Here is a 14,425-nt window from a genome sequence, read left to right on the forward strand (position 1 = left end):
ATGGAAGCGGCTCTACAAAGCCTCACTTGAACTATTTTACTCAAGTTTCCATAGGAAGTCAAGCATTTTCTTGTCGACCTGATAAGAAGCCGAAGAAAACGCCTCACCTGTTATCCACAGAATATCTGTGAATAAAATAGCTTATGCCCGAATATAATACAATATTTTGGAGTACCATTTCAACTACTTTTTTAAAGTTTTATGATTTTTCCCTTGGTGATTATGTCAGCGTCTTTCAAGTTATACACTTCATCAAAGAGTTTCATGTGGAAGGTTCCAGGGCCATCACTTACCTGTTCTGCCTTTTCCCCGGCAATCCCCAAGGTTATGGCTCCAAGCAAGGCAGCCATCAATGGGTTACCACTTGGAAGCAGGGCAGCTACCATGGCATTTAGCATACATCCTGTTCCAGTAATATTTCCCAGCATAGGAACACCATTGTGCACCATATAGGAATTCTCCCCATCTGTGATAAAATCTATAGGACCACTTACCAGAAGTACCGCGGAATGCTCTTTGGACCACTGGCCTAAAAATTTTGCATACTCGTCTATATTCTGTTCATCTATAAGCTGCTCCTTATTGGCTTCCACCCCGGAGCTACGGCATTCTATACCACAGGTGGAAAGAATCTCAGTAATATTGCCCTTCAACACAGCAGGCTTATATTTATTGATAAACTCCTGCAGAAAGTTTTTCCGTAATGTACTGCAAGCGGCACCAACTAAATCAATTATTATCGGAACACCATGATCTCTGGCAGCAGCCGCTGATACCCCCATGGCCAGCAATCTGTCCCTTGTTATTGAGCCTAAATTTAAGCATAGGGCATTGGCCACAGAGGTGATTTCATCCACCTCCTCCGGATGCTCAGCCATCATTGGCCGACCACCAAGAGCCAATATCATATTTGCGCAATCATTAATGGATATTGGATTGGTGATACAATGAATCAGAGGACTGGTTTTCCTGATAAAGTGGCTCACTTCCAGTATCTCTTGGGAAATCTTGTGATTTATCATAGGTTCTCGCTCCCAGCTTCTTTTGAATTTCAGTCAAGGTGTTGTTTTTCTTCAGGGCAGTAAGGAAAATAAAGGCAATAGAGCCTCCTATAAGGGTACCCATAATGAATGATGGCACATAGAACATCCAGGTCAGTCCTGTGCGACCAACTAAAAATGTCATTACAGGGTAGGATACAATGGCACCTATAATTCCAGTTCCAATAACTTCACCCAGGACGGCGCCTATAAGCTTACCCTTAGTCATTCTATATAACAGTCCGGATAAGGTTGCTCCAAATATGGCCCCCGTCAAGGCCAAAGGAGGTATCCCCATTACAACCATCCTAATGATACCTATAATAAAGGCACAGGTAAAGGCCTCTACCGGTCCCAGCATAACAGCACACACAATATTAATGAGATGAGCCATAGGACACATGCCTTCAACCCGCAATATAGGTGAAATAACAACTCCTAAACCGATCATCATGGCCATAAAGACCATCCTTAAAATTTTCTGGTGATTTGACATAAAAAAACTTCACTCCTTTAGCTAAATTCCCCGGGATTTCAGCTGCAGTCAGTGAAGTGCTTATTTATAAACATAAATAGACAGTCATACAGCATAAAATCTGCCGAGGCAGGCGGTCGAAGCTCACTAGCTTCCTCTCAACCCGAAACACGGGCTCCCTCGCTATACATCTGTCTGTCAAAAAATCGAAGGCGCTCCCCTACGATTTCATTAGTTTAACGACACTTTTAGTTTAAATTCTTCTGTTAAATTTGTCAATGTAAAATAAAAATAACTCCCGCCCAAGGGCGGGAGTCTTTGCTTTAATTTTATTCTTCCGGTTTCTTGTAGTTGAACACAAGCTCATCGATAAGACCAATCAGCTGATTAATCTCCGGCTTGCTAATCTGTCCATTTGCACCAAGCTGTTCACCCTTACGGCGCATTTCCTCACTAATGAGGGAGGAGAACAGAATAAACGGAATATTGGCATATCTCTGATCTTCACGAACCAGCTTCAGGAGGCGATGACCGTCCATCTGTGGCATCTCAATATCGGAAATAATAACACGAACCTGATCCTCAATAGGAGCATTCTTGTCAATACCATCAGACAGATACTTCCAGGCATCAGCACCATTATTAAAGTCACGAACATATCTATAGCCGGACTCATGGAGAGTGGATACCAACAGTTCACGAAGCAATGGAGAATCCTCTGCACATACAACATGTACATTGTTTCTCTTTGCCTTAACATCCACTGTAGCATCTTCAAAGGTGGTGAGCTTCTGATTAATTTCAGGATTAATCTCGGCAATAATTGTCTCGAAGTCCAGCAGGAGAATAATCTTGCCTTCCATCTTGATGATACCAACTACACGGGACTGATCGCCAACCTCAGGAGATGGCTCCATGTTCTTCCAGGAAATACGGTGAATACGGGATACACTGTCTACCAGGAAGCCGATATTATAATTGTTAATTTCGGTAACAATTATATTCTTTGGCTCATCAGGAGTCTGGACATTAAGACATCTTGGCAGATTAACCAACGGAATAGCCTTACCACGCAAGGTAAACAGGCCATCTACATAAGGATGGGCCTGAGGCATCTCAGTAACAGGAGTGCGGGTAATAACCTCGCGAACCTTTGCTACGTTAATACCATAGTTAACCTCACCAATATTAAACTCTACAATCTCAAACTCATTAGTACCGGTCTCTAAAAGAATACCCTTCTTCTCTTCAGTTGCCATTCAATCGCCCCCATAATATCTATTTTCCCACAAAACACGCGGGAAACATTCACTATACAAACCTAAATAATTAGTTACTACAATACACAAAATTACTATATACTGTAATATTCGTTATTCATAAACTAATTCCTGCTAAAGATACAGAAAAACTTTTTTATTTCAAAAAAGTCCAGCCGTCCCGTTCTTCTACCAGCCCATCCTTCATCAATCGACCCAGTGCTCTCTTAAATGCAGCCTTGCTTATATTAAATTTTCCCTTAATAAGCTCCGGCGAGCTCTCATCGGAATATGGCATTTTTCCCTCATGATTCTGTAGGAACATCAGCAGCTTATCAGAATCTGAATTCATTGCCTTTTCCTTTGCCTCCCTGAGAGAAGCATTTAATCTGCCATCCTGACGGATATAGATAACCCTGGCCGTAATTTCCTCACCGACCCGCGGACGGTAAGGGGCCTCCTGATGAGGAATAAAGGCAATGTAACGCTCCTTGGTCAGCATAAATATACCACTATCGGTAATATTATATATGGAACCGGATATTTCCTGCCCCTTATGGACACTTTTATCTGCCTTTACAGAGGCCCGGCGTATTTCGTCTTCTACCTTCATGGTCACAGCCAAACGTCCTGATTTATCAGTATACAGCTTTGCCCATACCACTTCACCAACCTGAAGGTTGCCACGCATACCAGCAAAAGGCATAAATATACCACGCTCGGCCCCCACATCAAGGAAGGCACCATCCTTGGACACATTGATTACCTTCAATCTGGCAATCTGTCCCTCCCGCATTTTGGGAACCCGCATACTGGCAGTAAGACGACGTTTAGGGTCAAGATACAAAAATACCTTTACTTCATCTCCCACCTTTACCTCTGATGTTTGCTGAGTCTTATGAAGCAAAATATCATCATTGGTATTGCCAGTCTCCGCATCCAGGAACACGCCCATTTCTGACTCACGGACTGCCTTAAGGGTCACAACGGTACTAGGTCCGTATTTCTTACGTGGTTTTTCCCTTTCCATATTAGTCCTCATATACTGTCAGCTCTGCATCGCCCCAAAGGCTTTCCAGAGAATAATACTCACGGCTTTCCTGAAGGAATATGTGGGCTACACAGTCACCATAATCCAAAAGCACCCACTCAGCCTCCCTATAGCCTTCACGATGCAGCATATCATGGCCTGCCTCGTGTAGCTGTTCTTCAATATTATCAGAAATAGCCTTTACCTGGGTGGTACTATTAGCTGAACAAACTACAAAATAATCGGTGGCCGGACTAAGCTCGGTCATGTTCATCAGTACCACATCACGGGCTTTCTTATCATCGGCGGCCTTTGCGATAGCATTGGCTAATTCTAATGAAGTTTTGTACAAATCAATTCCTCCTTGTATTGGTTAATCGTCTCCTCCAGATTCCTCCTGAGGAAACAGTTCATCTATCAATTCAGTGGTTTTCACCGGATTATAAATCCAGCTTCCATCATGCTGTAATTCCCCCGGCAAAATTGTCACAACAGGTTTTGTCCCCTGCATATTTGTCAACAAACTGGCAAAATGACCTGAATCGAAGGCCTCTATACTGGATTTTATGCGCTTATCACATATTTCCACCAGCTCCGGAATCTTCGAAAGGCTGTCCGGCTCCATGAGCTTGCCACAGAAAGCCTTCAAAAATTTTTGCTGACGCATGCTGCGTCCATAGGCCCCCAGATCATCACTGGCAAATCGCAGATACTTTTGAGCCATATCCCCTTCCATGTGCTGTATGCCCTTTGGAATGTGGATGTATAAATCTCCCTCTGGATCATCATAATTAAGGTCATTATCAACGTAAATATCAATGCCGCCCATTACATCCACAACCTCAGCCAAAGCCTCGGTATCAATAGCGACATAATGGTGAAGGGTTATCCCCAGATTTTTGGACACCGTCTGCTCCATAAGGGGAATTCCTCCATAATAATAGGCATTATTAAGTGGCTCAGGAGCATTGCGACCCTGAATATTCACCATGGTGTATCTTGGAATGGTGATGAATCTAACTTCTCCCGTATTATGCTTAAAGCTCATAATAATAACGGAGTCCGCCGACTGACCACTATCCTCCTTACCAGGATCAAGGCCCAACACCAGAATATTGGTATATCCATCAAAACGGGGATCAAAGCTGGCTGCCCGCAAATCTTTCCTTTGCTTGTAGCCATCATATATTTCCATGTAAACAGCCATTCTCTGGCTTCCCCAATGGTATATCTGCATGGATAACCAGCCCACCCCAGTAAGAACTACCATAACTATAAGGGTAGCCATAAAAATTCTTACTATTTTAACATTACGCTTACGGCGCTTCTGGGCTTGTTTTTGTTTAATTCTTTCTCTTGTCTCACTATATGGCTTTTTGCTCATATCTTATGCTCATTTCTTGAGTTTTAAAAGAATCTCATTTCTGGCAACAACAGTATCAGGGTGTATCAGGTGATTTTTGTTCAATACAAATTCTATGGACTGAGACAAGCCTGCCAAAACCATTTCATCAAGGCTAACAGTTTTGGAAAGCTCCCGCAAGTGCTCCACTGCCGGATAATCCCTGGCCGGCTCAATCATATCTGCAAAATATATAATCTTATCCAAATCTGTCATTGCTGCTCCACCAACAGTATGGCGATAGATAGCCTGGGCTATCTCCTCATCCTCCACACCGTATTCTTCCCGAATAAGCTCGGCTCCAATGTAGCCATGCAATAACAGAGGCATGCTTTTTTCCACCTCGCCGTATGATATATGGCGCTTATCTGCTTCACTTATCAGCTGTTCATTGGGATACTGACGGGCACAGTCATGGAGAAGGCCAGCAATTCTCGCTTTTTCAACATCGACACCAAACCGCTCTGCCAGATACACTGCCGACTCAGCCACACCTACAGAATGAATAAATCTGGTGGCTTTTAATCTGCTTTGCAGCTTGTCCTTCATCTCATCATAAGTCATATCAAATCTATACCTGCTAACACCACAAAAAGGACACCGCAAAACGATATCCCATTTTATGGTCTTTAATCTTTATATAGGCCTTCTTTATATATATACTGCTCCACACATGATGGCACAATATATTTAATGGAATAGCCTTTTTTTATGCGATTTCTGATATCCGTGGAAGATATTTCCAGCTCCGGAGTTTCCAGCCGATGAATCTTCCTTTTGCCAAGCTCCCCAAAGGACTCTTTAATCTGATTTACATCTGGAAGACAGCCCTGACGGGATGCGCCAATAAAATGGCACAACTCCAACAGCTCATCTATGCGGTCCCAAGTATGAATTTCCTGAATGGCATCCGCACCAGTTATAAAAAAGAACTCTGTCCCCTTGCCATACTGGGTTATAAGCTGGGATATGGTATCAATGGTATAGGATGGTCCAGGACGGTTCATCTCTATGTCAGATACCTCAAAATTAGGGTTGGAGCAAGTCGCCAGCACCGTCATTACATATCTGTGCTTGGCCATGGTAACACTCTGTTGCTGCTTATGCGGTGGCACAGCAGCCGGTATAAAGATAACCTTATCCAGATTATACTCATCGCGAACTGCCTCAGCAGTCATGAGATGCCCCACATGAATAGGATCAAAGGTACCTCCCATGATGCCCAAACGCTTCTTTTTACCCATAATACGCTCCTACAATAAACTTAATAGAAAAACCGCTACAACGCAAACAAAAATTATTATAGCAATTCCTCGGGCATAATCAAGTATATCATGTCTGCCCTTTTTTGTATCGTAATACTGCCCAATTGTTTTTAAATATCCTTTAATTAATCGAATCAACGGATTTGTCCATCTCCATTAATAAGATACTTGGTACTGGTCAGTGCCACCAAGCCCATAGGACCACGGGCATGGAGCTTCTGGGTACTGATACCGATCTCAGCGCCAAAACCGAACTCACAACCATCAGTGAATCTGGTGGAGGCATTGACATAAACAGAAGAAGCATTTACACGACGCTGGAAAAGGCGTGAATTAGTCAAATTCTCAGTTACAATGGTTTCAGAATGACCTGTGTTGTACTTATTGATATGCTCAATAGCCTCGTTAACATCTGCCACCACCTTCACGGAGAGAATCAGATCACCATACTCAGTGCTCCAGTCTTCCTCAGTGGCTGGAACCATATCTGGAACAATATCCAAGGATGCCTTACAGCCCCGGAGCTCAGTATTCTTCTCCTTCATAGCCTTTGACAGCATAGGCAAAAACCTTTCTGCTACATTCTTATGCACCAGAAGGGTTTCCATAGCATTACATACTGAAGGTCTGGAGGTCTTGGCATTCACTGCAATCTTAAGGGCCATATCCAAATCAGCACTCTCATCTACATAAGTATGACATACTCCAGTACCAGTTTCAATAACGGGCACGGTACTATTTTCCACCACAGTCTTAATAAGACCCGCGCCGCCTCTTGGGATAATAACATCCAAATAATTGTTGAGCTTCAGCATAATATTTACAGCTTCACGATCCACAACATCCACAAACTGGATAGCCCCATCCGGAATACCGGCACCATAAGCAGCCTTCTGCAAAAGCTCAATAATGGCAATATTGGAATTAATGGCCTCAGAACCACCACGAAGAATAACAGCATTACCAGATTTAATACAAAGGCCTGCTGCATCGGAGGTAACATTTGGTCGGGCTTCATAAATCATACCCACTACTCCCAGAGGAACCCGCACACGGCGAATTTCCAGGCCATTTGGGCGAATGGTGGAATAATCACCCTCGCCTACAGGATCAGGCAAAGCAGCTGCCTGCCGAAGGCCATCTGCCATACCCCCAATACGTTCATGGGTAAGAAGCAATCTATCCAGATATGATTTCTTTACGCCCTTTTCCTCTGCCAAAGCCATATCCTTTTTATTGGCTTCAATAATAACATCGTCATGTTTCTCCAGCATATCCGCCATGGCCAATAATGCCTTGTTTTTTGTATCCGTCGAAACCAAAGTCATGGCATCAGCAGCCTTCACCGCCGCCTCTGCCTTGGAAACCATAATTTTCTGCAAATCCACTGCCATTACCTCCCTGCTATTTGGTGGTAAACCTTAAATCATAAGAACCATATTATCACGATGAATAACCTCATCATGGTCATTATCCGGGAGAAGGACCTTAAACTCATCAGTTTTTAGTCCCTTAATCTTCTCCAGATCATTTCTATCAAAATTAATGACTCCACGGGCAATTTCCTGGTAGTCCTCGGTCAGTACCCGCACTGTATCGCCAATGGTATATTCGCCCTCAGACTGCTTAATACCTGCTGCCAGCAAGCTGGACCCTGATTTTAAGGCCCTTACACAGCCTGCATCCACTACCAGATCACCGCTGATACGCTTTCCAAAGGCCAGCCAGCCCTTTCGTGCCTTTAGATGAGCCTCCTTTGGTGGAAATACTGTTCCCACATTCTCACCATCAATAATTCGACGTATTATACCCTTTTCGCTGCCAGAGGCAATACACATGGTAACCCCTGAAGCCGTGGCAATCTTGGCCGCCTCAATCTTGGTGGACATGCCACCGGTTCCCATGGCAGACCCCGCTCCCCCGGCAATCTGCTCAATATGGGGAGTAATTTCCTTTATCTCATGAATAAGGGTAGCCGATGGATCCTTGGAAGGATTTCCCGTATATACCCCATCAATATCAGACAGGATAATAAGCAAATCCGCATCCACCAATGATGCAACCATGGCTGAAAGATTATCGTTATCTCCAATCTTAACCTCATCCACAGCTACCGCATCATTTTCATTAATGATAGGTACCACACCCATTTTAAGCATGGTGAGAAGTGTATTGCGTGAGTTATTGTACTGCTTGTGCTGCACATAATTATCGCGGGTCAAAAGCACCTGCCCGGCCACCTGACCATATTCAGCAAAGAGCTTATCATATATATGCATGAGCATTCCCTGGCCAACAGCAGCCAACGCCTGCTTCTCCTTCACCCCGGAGGGGCGTTCACTCAGGCCCATACGAACCACACCAGCACCAATGGCACCAGAGGAAACCAGAATAACATCCTTGCCCTGGCTGGAAAGATCTGCCAGCTCACGGACCAGCTGCTCTATTCTATAAAGGTTAAGCTTGCCGTTATCATAAAGGAGAGTGCTTGTACCCACCTTCACAACAATACGGCTGGCGCTTTTTATATGCTCACGAGTCTCCATAACCCAAACCTCACTTTATTTTGCCAGTCAAATTATTTTGGCAGCTCAATTTTAGGGGAATCAAAATTACGCTTAAACAAAAGTCCGTTATGACCAATAATCTGAACAAGGTCAGAATTGGTACGCTCTGCCAGCATAGTGATAGCAGATTCAGGATCATCCATGCAGTTCTGAAGTACACGCACCTTCACCAGCTCACGCTTCTTGATAGCCTCTGCTGCGGACTGAACCACTGTAGGACTTACCCCTTCCTTGCCAATCATAACAACCGGATCCATGGTCATTCCCATGGAACGCAGAAATCTTTTCTGCTTGCCGGTTAATGTATTCTTTATCATATATAGTTATCTCCTTAATCCCGATACTCGAATTCCATTTCGCCGATTCTTACAGTATTGCCTTCCTTAATACCGCGCTCAATGAGCTTCTTGTCAATGCCCTTGATTCGCCAGATATACTGGAAGCGTCTGATGGCCTCGTCGTTGCCGAAATTAGTCATGGCCACCAGCTTATCAAGTGACTTGGAGCTTACAATGAAATCACCTGCATCATTACGGGTAATAGTAACCTTATCAGGATCCTCTTCCTTGGCATCATATACCTTAACGCCCTCTTCCACATCCGGCTCCTCAACGTATTCGTCAAGAACCTGGGCCACACGCTGAATAAGCTCCTTTGTTCCCTGACGGGTAGCTGCAGAAATAGGGAATATTTCAATGCCCTCTTTCTCCGCCAATTCCTTAAGGCGCTCAAAGTTCTCCTGAGCTCCTGGCAAATCCATCTTATTGGCCGCCAAAATCTGTGGACGACGGGCAATTTTTTCGCTATAAATCTTCAGCTCTTTATTAATCTTATAATAATCCTCAACTGGATCACGGCCTTCCACACCAGAGGCATCCACGATATGAACAATAACCTTGGTACGCTCCACATGGCGAAGGAAATCGTGGCCAAGGCCAACGCCCTCAGAGGCACCGTCAATAAGCCCCGGAATATCAGCCATTACAAAGGTACGCTCATCATCAATATCACCAACGCTTACCACACCCAGTACAGGGGTAATGGTGGTAAAATGATACTCGGCAATCTCTGGACGGGCTGCAGAAACAGCAGCCACCAGACTGGATTTACCCACGCTTGGATAGCCTACCAGCCCCACGTCAGCCAGCAGCTTCAGCTCCAAAATCAAGTTACGGCTTTCACCAGGCTCACCCAGCTCTGCAAATGTAGGGGCACGATTGGCACTATTGGCAAACTTGGCATTGCCACGGCCGCCACGGCCACCCTTGGCAATAACAGCCTCCTGCCCAATTTCAGTAAGATCTGCCAAAATTTCTCCAGTATCAGCATCCTTGACCAAGGTCCCCTGAGGAACTTTAATAATACAAGGGGGTGCGTTATGACCATACTGATTTTTAATATCGCCATTCTCACCGTTCTTGCCCTGGAATTTTCTGTGATAACGGAAATCCAGCAGAGTATTCATATTATTATCAACAACAAAGACAATATCAGCACCACGGCCACCGTCACCGCCGGATGGACCGCCCTTGGCAACAAATTTCTCACGCCGAAAAGCTGACTTGCCGTTACCACCGTTGCCGGCAGTAACCTTTATGGTAGTTCTATCTATAAACTGCATAAGCCTCTCCTTAATAAAAGTGACCCAAAGTAATGTATAAAAAGCTGGTATTGTATACCAATGCCAGCTTTTTATACATTACTCAATTTAATCAATCAAATAAGCAAATAATAAAATATACCTGCGCCTATGTGAAGACGCAGGTATTTTCTACTAATTACATAGCAGCTTCGTCAACTGCATAAACGCTAACCTGACGGTTATAACGACCCTTGCGCTCGAAAGCTACACGGCCATCAATCTTAGCGAACAGGGTATCGTCCTTACCAATACCAACATTGGTACCTGGGTGGAAATGAGTTCCACGCTGACGAACCAGAATGCTGCCTGCAGTTACAACGGTGCCAGCCTGCTCCTTAACACCAAGGCGCTTTGCCTCAGAGTCACGACCATTACGGGTGCTGGACACACCTTTCTTATGTGCGAAAAGCTGTAAATCAAAAGTGAACATTAACATTACACCTCCTGATCCTGTTGAATCTCAAAAATGTGCACCCCGTCGAGATCATTCTCTCGGATTCGTTCATCGTAGATGTCATAAAGTCCAATAAGCATTGTCTCTAATAGTGCATCAGTTATATCATCGAGGTCAGTAGTAAGCCTTACCTGTAAGTCACCTGGCGCAACCTTATACTTAAGATAAGCAGATAAGCTATCCGGATTGCTCCTGGAAAGATTATGAAGCCGCATGAGGTGCTCACCCAAGCCCTTTAACGTAGTCTGTGCCAATACGGAAACGCCGGCACACACAATGCTACTCCCCCGCTGACCATGATGGCCAGCAACGGTGTAACCGAAAATTCTGTCCTCTTTATTTCGGTAAACGGTAATTTCGATACCACCGTCCACCTTCTGTCTGTCACGTCTCATAGGAAATACCAACAACAATAAATACCATACAACGACTAACAGAACTAAAAGTCATTGCTTACGATTAAGCCTCGATCTTCTCGATAACAACCTTAGTGAATGGCTGACGATGGCCCTGACGCTTGCGGTAGTTGGACTTAGCCTTGTACTTAAATACCAGGATCTTCTTGTCCTTGCCCTGAGCTTCTACCTTAGCAGTAACCTTAGCACCCTCAACAACTGGCTTGCCAACAACAACCTCGTTATCCTTTACAACAGTCAGAACCTGATCAAAGGTAACAGCCTCGCCCTCAGCAGCCTCAATCTTCTCAACAGTGATAACATCGCCTTCAGCAACCTTATACTGCTTGCCACCAGTCTTGATAATTGCGTACATTCATTTACACCTCCCTATAATTTACTCGCCAATTACGGTACAGCCTAAGCTGTTTACAAGAACCTCACTGTGCGGTTTGGGAAAGCGCATACCTATTGCGCTTACGTTTAAATATACTATCATAAAGCCCATACTTAGTCAACAAAAAAATAGCACGGAAATCACTAAAATTTCCATGCTATTTCATAATTTTATATTGCAGCCATTAAAGGCAAAAAGCCATCATCAAACGTAAATATATTTTAATATGAAGATAACAGCCAAAATATACATTACTGGGCTAATGGATTTCTTTCTGAAATCGCCAGACAACACATTGATTACAACGTAAGAAATGAAGCCCATAGCAATACCCTCAGAGATGGAGTACATAAATACCATGGTTACAGTAGCAATGTATGCAGGGAATGCCTCAGTAAGATCAGTAAAATCAATCTTGGTAAGGGAGCTTACCATAAGGAAACCTACTACAATCAGAGCAGGTGCAGTAGCAAATGCTGGGATTGTAAGGAACAATGGTGCCAGGAACAAGCTCAAAACAAATAAGCCAGCCACAGTCCATGCAGTAAGACCAGTACGACCACCAGCACTTACACCAGCAGAGCTCTCTACATAAGTAGATACAGTGGAAGTACCAAGAACCGCACCAAGAGAAGTAGCCAAAGAATCTGCCAGAAGAGCACCCTTTATATTAGGAAGGCGACCATCCTTATCCAGCATATCAGCCTTGGAAGCTACACCAATGAGAGTTCCAAGAGTATCAAAAAGGTCTACAAACATGAAGGCCAAAATAACAGTAAGGAAGTTAAAGCTCCAGATACCGGAGAAATCAACCTGCATAAGAGTTGGGGAAAGATCTGGAATGCTGATTCCCTTGGAAAAATCAGGAATCGTAGAGAACATGCCCATCTCTGGGTTAGGAATATAAATCCCAGTAACCTCACAAATCATACCAAGAATCCATGTAAAGAGAATACCCCAAAGGATATCACCAGGGACCTTCTTATGAATGAGAACAGCAATAACCAAAATGCCGATTAAAGCAAGTACAGCACCAATACCAGTAGTATAGAAAGTGCCGTCAGCAAGAGAAGACTTAAATGGGAAAATTGAAACCAAGGTAGGGCTATCAACTACCAGCTTAGCGCTCTGCATACCGATAAAAGCAATGAAAAGGCCGATACCAGCAGTAACACCCATTTTAAGTGAGGTTGGCACACAGTTGAAAATTGCCTCTCTCACCTTAGTAAGGGACAATATAAGGAAAATAAAGCCTTCAATAAATACTGCGGCCAAAGCCACCTGCCAGGAATACCCCATAGCACCACATACAGTAAATGCAAAAAAGGCATTCAGGCCCATACCAGGTGCCAGTGCAAAAGGATAGTTGGCAAAAACAGCCATAAAGATAGTACCGATGGCAGAACCAATAGCTGTAGCAACAAATACAGCACCAGCATCCATACCAGTTGTGGAAAGAATACCAGGGTTAACTGCCAAGATGTAAGCCATTGTCATAAAGGTGGTAAGACCAGCAACCATCTCGGTGCGGACGGTAGTACCATTTTCCTTCAGATGAAACAGCTTCTCGAGAGTTTCACTCATTTTTCATCCTCCTAAAAAATAATAAAGAAAAAACAAATATATTATACCCTAAGCAGTAATAAAAAACTATAAAAATCTATATTTTATGCATAAAAATACATAAAAAAAGAACTTTCAGATTTCTCTAAAAGTTCAAATATCCAATGGCGGAGCAGAGAGGATTCGAACCTCCGCAGCCTTGCGACCCTAACGATTTAGCAAACCGTCCTCTTCAGCCTCTTGAGTACTGCTCCAAATCATATTAAAAACAAAAATGGCAGGGGCAGTAAGAATCGAACTCACAACCTACGGTTTTGGAGACCGTTGCTCTACCAATTGAGCTATACCCCTGTAATATGGGGCGATCGGTGGGGATCGAACCCACGCATGCTGGAGCCACAATCCAGTGTGTTAACCACTTCACCACGACCGCCATATTGTAACCGGCAACTTCCTATCCTCCCAGGCCGTCTCCAGCCAAGTACTTTCGGCGTTTATGTGCTTAACTACTGTGTTCGGAATGGGAACAGGTGGGACCACATAGCCATCATCACCGGATATACAATTTTTTGAAGACATTTTTAAATGTGCCTCCAAAACTATACAGAAACAAGAACCATCTTAGTAAGCGCTTTTTAAGTTAAGCCCTCGACTTATTAGTACTGGTCCGCTTCACATGTCACCACGCTTCCACTTCCAGCCTATCTACCTCATCGTCTATAAGGAGTCTTACCAGATTACTCTGTGAGAGATCTCATCTCAAGGCGGGTTTCACGCTTAGATGCTTTCAGCGTTTATCCCTTCCGAACGCAGCTACCCAGCTGTACAACTGGCGTCATAACTGGTACACCGTTGGTTCGTCCACTCCGGTCCTCTCGTACTAGGAGCAGCTCCCTTCAAATCTCTTACGCCCGCGATGGATATGGACCGAACTGT

Annotated in this window: 16 protein-coding genes, 3 tRNA genes and 2 rRNA genes; all 21 read right to left on the reverse strand. The window is 44.0% G+C overall.

Features of this window, described 5'->3' with window-relative positions; translation table 11 throughout:
- Positions 1–191 precede the first annotated feature (191 nt).
- Positions 192–1,022 carry a hydroxyethylthiazole kinase gene (gene thiM / locus T355_RS0101630; protein ID WP_081777580.1) on the reverse strand — a complete coding sequence of 277 codons (831 nt, stop codon included), beginning with the start codon at positions 1,020–1,022 and terminating at the stop codon, positions 192–194.
- Entirely contained in the window at positions 922–1,536 is a 615-nt protein-coding gene (gene thiW, locus T355_RS13175) for an energy coupling factor transporter S component ThiW (RefSeq protein WP_051555308.1), read from the reverse strand. The genes thiM and thiW overlap by 101 nt, the downstream gene beginning before the upstream one ends.
- Before the next feature lie 308 nt (positions 1,537–1,844).
- The gene (locus T355_RS0101640; protein WP_027396227.1) at positions 1,845–2,774 is read right to left on the reverse strand and encodes a chemotaxis protein; all 930 of its coding nucleotides are present in this window, start codon (positions 2,772–2,774) and stop codon (positions 1,845–1,847) included.
- Positions 2,775–2,931: 157 nt separating this feature from the next.
- Positions 2,932–3,804, reverse strand: coding sequence for a S1 RNA-binding domain-containing protein (locus T355_RS0101645; protein ID WP_027396228.1), 873 nt, complete (start codon positions 3,802–3,804; stop codon positions 2,932–2,934).
- A gap of 1 nt (position 3,805) precedes the next feature.
- A complete protein-coding gene (gene rsfS, locus T355_RS0101650; RefSeq protein WP_037329628.1) occupies positions 3,806–4,156 on the reverse strand; it encodes a ribosome silencing factor in 351 nt (116 codons plus the stop codon).
- A gap of 21 nt (positions 4,157–4,177) precedes the next feature.
- A complete protein-coding gene (locus tag T355_RS13180; protein ID WP_051555309.1) occupies positions 4,178–5,188 on the reverse strand; it encodes an LCP family protein in 1,011 nt (336 codons plus the stop codon).
- Positions 5,189–5,197: 9 nt separating this feature from the next.
- Positions 5,198–5,770 (reverse strand): bis(5'-nucleosyl)-tetraphosphatase (symmetrical) YqeK, encoded by a 573-nt coding sequence (gene yqeK, locus T355_RS0101660; protein WP_027396230.1) that lies wholly within the window; start codon positions 5,768–5,770, stop codon positions 5,198–5,200.
- 65 nt (positions 5,771–5,835) lie between these two features.
- Positions 5,836–6,450, reverse strand: a complete 615-nt coding sequence (nadD, locus tag T355_RS0101665; protein ID WP_027396231.1) for a nicotinate-nucleotide adenylyltransferase — start codon at positions 6,448–6,450, stop codon at positions 5,836–5,838.
- Positions 6,451–6,605: 155 nt separating this feature from the next.
- Positions 6,606–7,859, reverse strand: coding sequence for a glutamate-5-semialdehyde dehydrogenase (locus tag T355_RS0101670; RefSeq protein WP_027396232.1), 1,254 nt, complete (start codon positions 7,857–7,859; stop codon positions 6,606–6,608).
- Positions 7,860–7,892: 33 nt separating this feature from the next.
- Complete coding sequence (gene proB, locus T355_RS0101675) at positions 7,893–9,017, reverse strand: glutamate 5-kinase (RefSeq protein WP_027396233.1); 1,125 nt, start codon at positions 9,015–9,017, stop codon at positions 7,893–7,895.
- A gap of 32 nt (positions 9,018–9,049) precedes the next feature.
- Entirely contained in the window at positions 9,050–9,355 is a 306-nt protein-coding gene (yhbY, locus tag T355_RS0101680) for a ribosome assembly RNA-binding protein YhbY (RefSeq protein ID WP_027396234.1), read from the reverse strand.
- A 14-nt stretch (positions 9,356–9,369) separates the two neighbouring features.
- Entirely contained in the window at positions 9,370–10,659 is a 1,290-nt protein-coding gene (gene obgE / locus T355_RS0101685) for a GTPase ObgE (RefSeq protein WP_027396235.1), read from the reverse strand.
- A gap of 157 nt (positions 10,660–10,816) precedes the next feature.
- Complete coding sequence (rpmA, locus tag T355_RS0101690; protein ID WP_027396236.1) at positions 10,817–11,110, reverse strand: 50S ribosomal protein L27; 294 nt, start codon at positions 11,108–11,110, stop codon at positions 10,817–10,819.
- Positions 11,111–11,115: 5 nt separating this feature from the next.
- A complete protein-coding gene (locus T355_RS13185; RefSeq protein ID WP_051555310.1) occupies positions 11,116–11,529 on the reverse strand; it encodes a ribosomal-processing cysteine protease Prp in 414 nt (137 codons plus the stop codon).
- 64 nt (positions 11,530–11,593) lie between these two features.
- On the reverse strand, positions 11,594–11,905 hold the full coding sequence (rplU, locus tag T355_RS0101700; RefSeq protein ID WP_027396237.1) for a 50S ribosomal protein L21: 312 nt from the start codon (positions 11,903–11,905) through the stop codon (positions 11,594–11,596).
- Between the two features lie 225 nt (positions 11,906–12,130).
- The gene (locus T355_RS0101705; RefSeq protein ID WP_027396238.1) at positions 12,131–13,510 is read right to left on the reverse strand and encodes an NCS2 family permease; all 1,380 of its coding nucleotides are present in this window, start codon (positions 13,508–13,510) and stop codon (positions 12,131–12,133) included.
- A gap of 144 nt (positions 13,511–13,654) precedes the next feature.
- A tRNA-Ser gene (locus T355_RS0101710) sits at positions 13,655–13,743 on the reverse strand.
- Between the two features lie 21 nt (positions 13,744–13,764).
- Positions 13,765–13,840: transfer RNA gene (locus T355_RS0101715), tRNA-Trp, on the reverse strand.
- A gap of 6 nt (positions 13,841–13,846) precedes the next feature.
- Positions 13,847–13,922 (reverse strand) — tRNA-His (locus T355_RS0101720).
- A gap of 8 nt (positions 13,923–13,930) precedes the next feature.
- Positions 13,931–14,047 (reverse strand): 5S ribosomal RNA (gene rrf / locus T355_RS0101725).
- A gap of 78 nt (positions 14,048–14,125) precedes the next feature.
- A 23S ribosomal RNA gene (locus T355_RS0101730) occupies positions 14,126–14,425 on the reverse strand; the annotation flags it as partial.

Origin of the sequence: Anaerovibrio lipolyticus LB2005 (genome assembly GCF_000621545.1) — a bacterium.
In the GTDB taxonomy this organism is placed as follows: domain Bacteria; phylum Bacillota; class Negativicutes; order Selenomonadales; family Selenomonadaceae; genus Anaerovibrio; species Anaerovibrio lipolyticus_A.

Excerpts from the sequence above, each read along its gene's own strand:
- yqeK (WP_027396230.1), bottom strand. The coding sequence starts at position 5,770 with ATGACTTATGATGAGATGAAGGACAAGCTGCAAAGCAGATTAAAAGCC.
- T355_RS0101645 (WP_027396228.1), bottom strand. The coding sequence starts at position 3,804 with ATGGAAAGGGAAAAACCACGTAAGAAATACGGACCTAGTACCGTTGTG.
- rplU (WP_027396237.1), bottom strand. The coding sequence starts at position 11,905 with ATGTACGCAATTATCAAGACTGGTGGCAAGCAGTATAAGGTTGCTGAA.
- proB (WP_027396233.1), bottom strand. The coding sequence starts at position 9,017 with ATGGAGACTCGTGAGCATATAAAAAGCGCCAGCCGTATTGTTGTGAAG.
- T355_RS13185 (WP_051555310.1), bottom strand. The coding sequence starts at position 11,529 with ATGAGACGTGACAGACAGAAGGTGGACGGTGGTATCGAAATTACCGTT.
- T355_RS0101705 (WP_027396238.1), bottom strand. The coding sequence starts at position 13,510 with ATGAGTGAAACTCTCGAGAAGCTGTTTCATCTGAAGGAAAATGGTACT.
- yhbY (WP_027396234.1), bottom strand. The coding sequence starts at position 9,355 with ATGATAAAGAATACATTAACCGGCAAGCAGAAAAGATTTCTGCGTTCC.
- rpmA (WP_027396236.1), bottom strand. The coding sequence starts at position 11,110 with ATGTTCACTTTTGATTTACAGCTTTTCGCACATAAGAAAGGTGTGTCC.
- thiM (WP_081777580.1), bottom strand. The coding sequence starts at position 1,022 with ATGATAAATCACAAGATTTCCCAAGAGATACTGGAAGTGAGCCACTTT.
- T355_RS13180 (WP_051555309.1), bottom strand. The coding sequence starts at position 5,188 with ATGAGCAAAAAGCCATATAGTGAGACAAGAGAAAGAATTAAACAAAAA.
- obgE (WP_027396235.1), bottom strand. The coding sequence starts at position 10,659 with ATGCAGTTTATAGATAGAACTACCATAAAGGTTACTGCCGGCAACGGT.
- nadD (WP_027396231.1), bottom strand. The coding sequence starts at position 6,450 with ATGGGTAAAAAGAAGCGTTTGGGCATCATGGGAGGTACCTTTGATCCT.
- T355_RS0101640 (WP_027396227.1), bottom strand. The coding sequence starts at position 2,774 with ATGGCAACTGAAGAGAAGAAGGGTATTCTTTTAGAGACCGGTACTAAT.
- thiW (WP_051555308.1), bottom strand. The coding sequence starts at position 1,536 with ATGTCAAATCACCAGAAAATTTTAAGGATGGTCTTTATGGCCATGATG.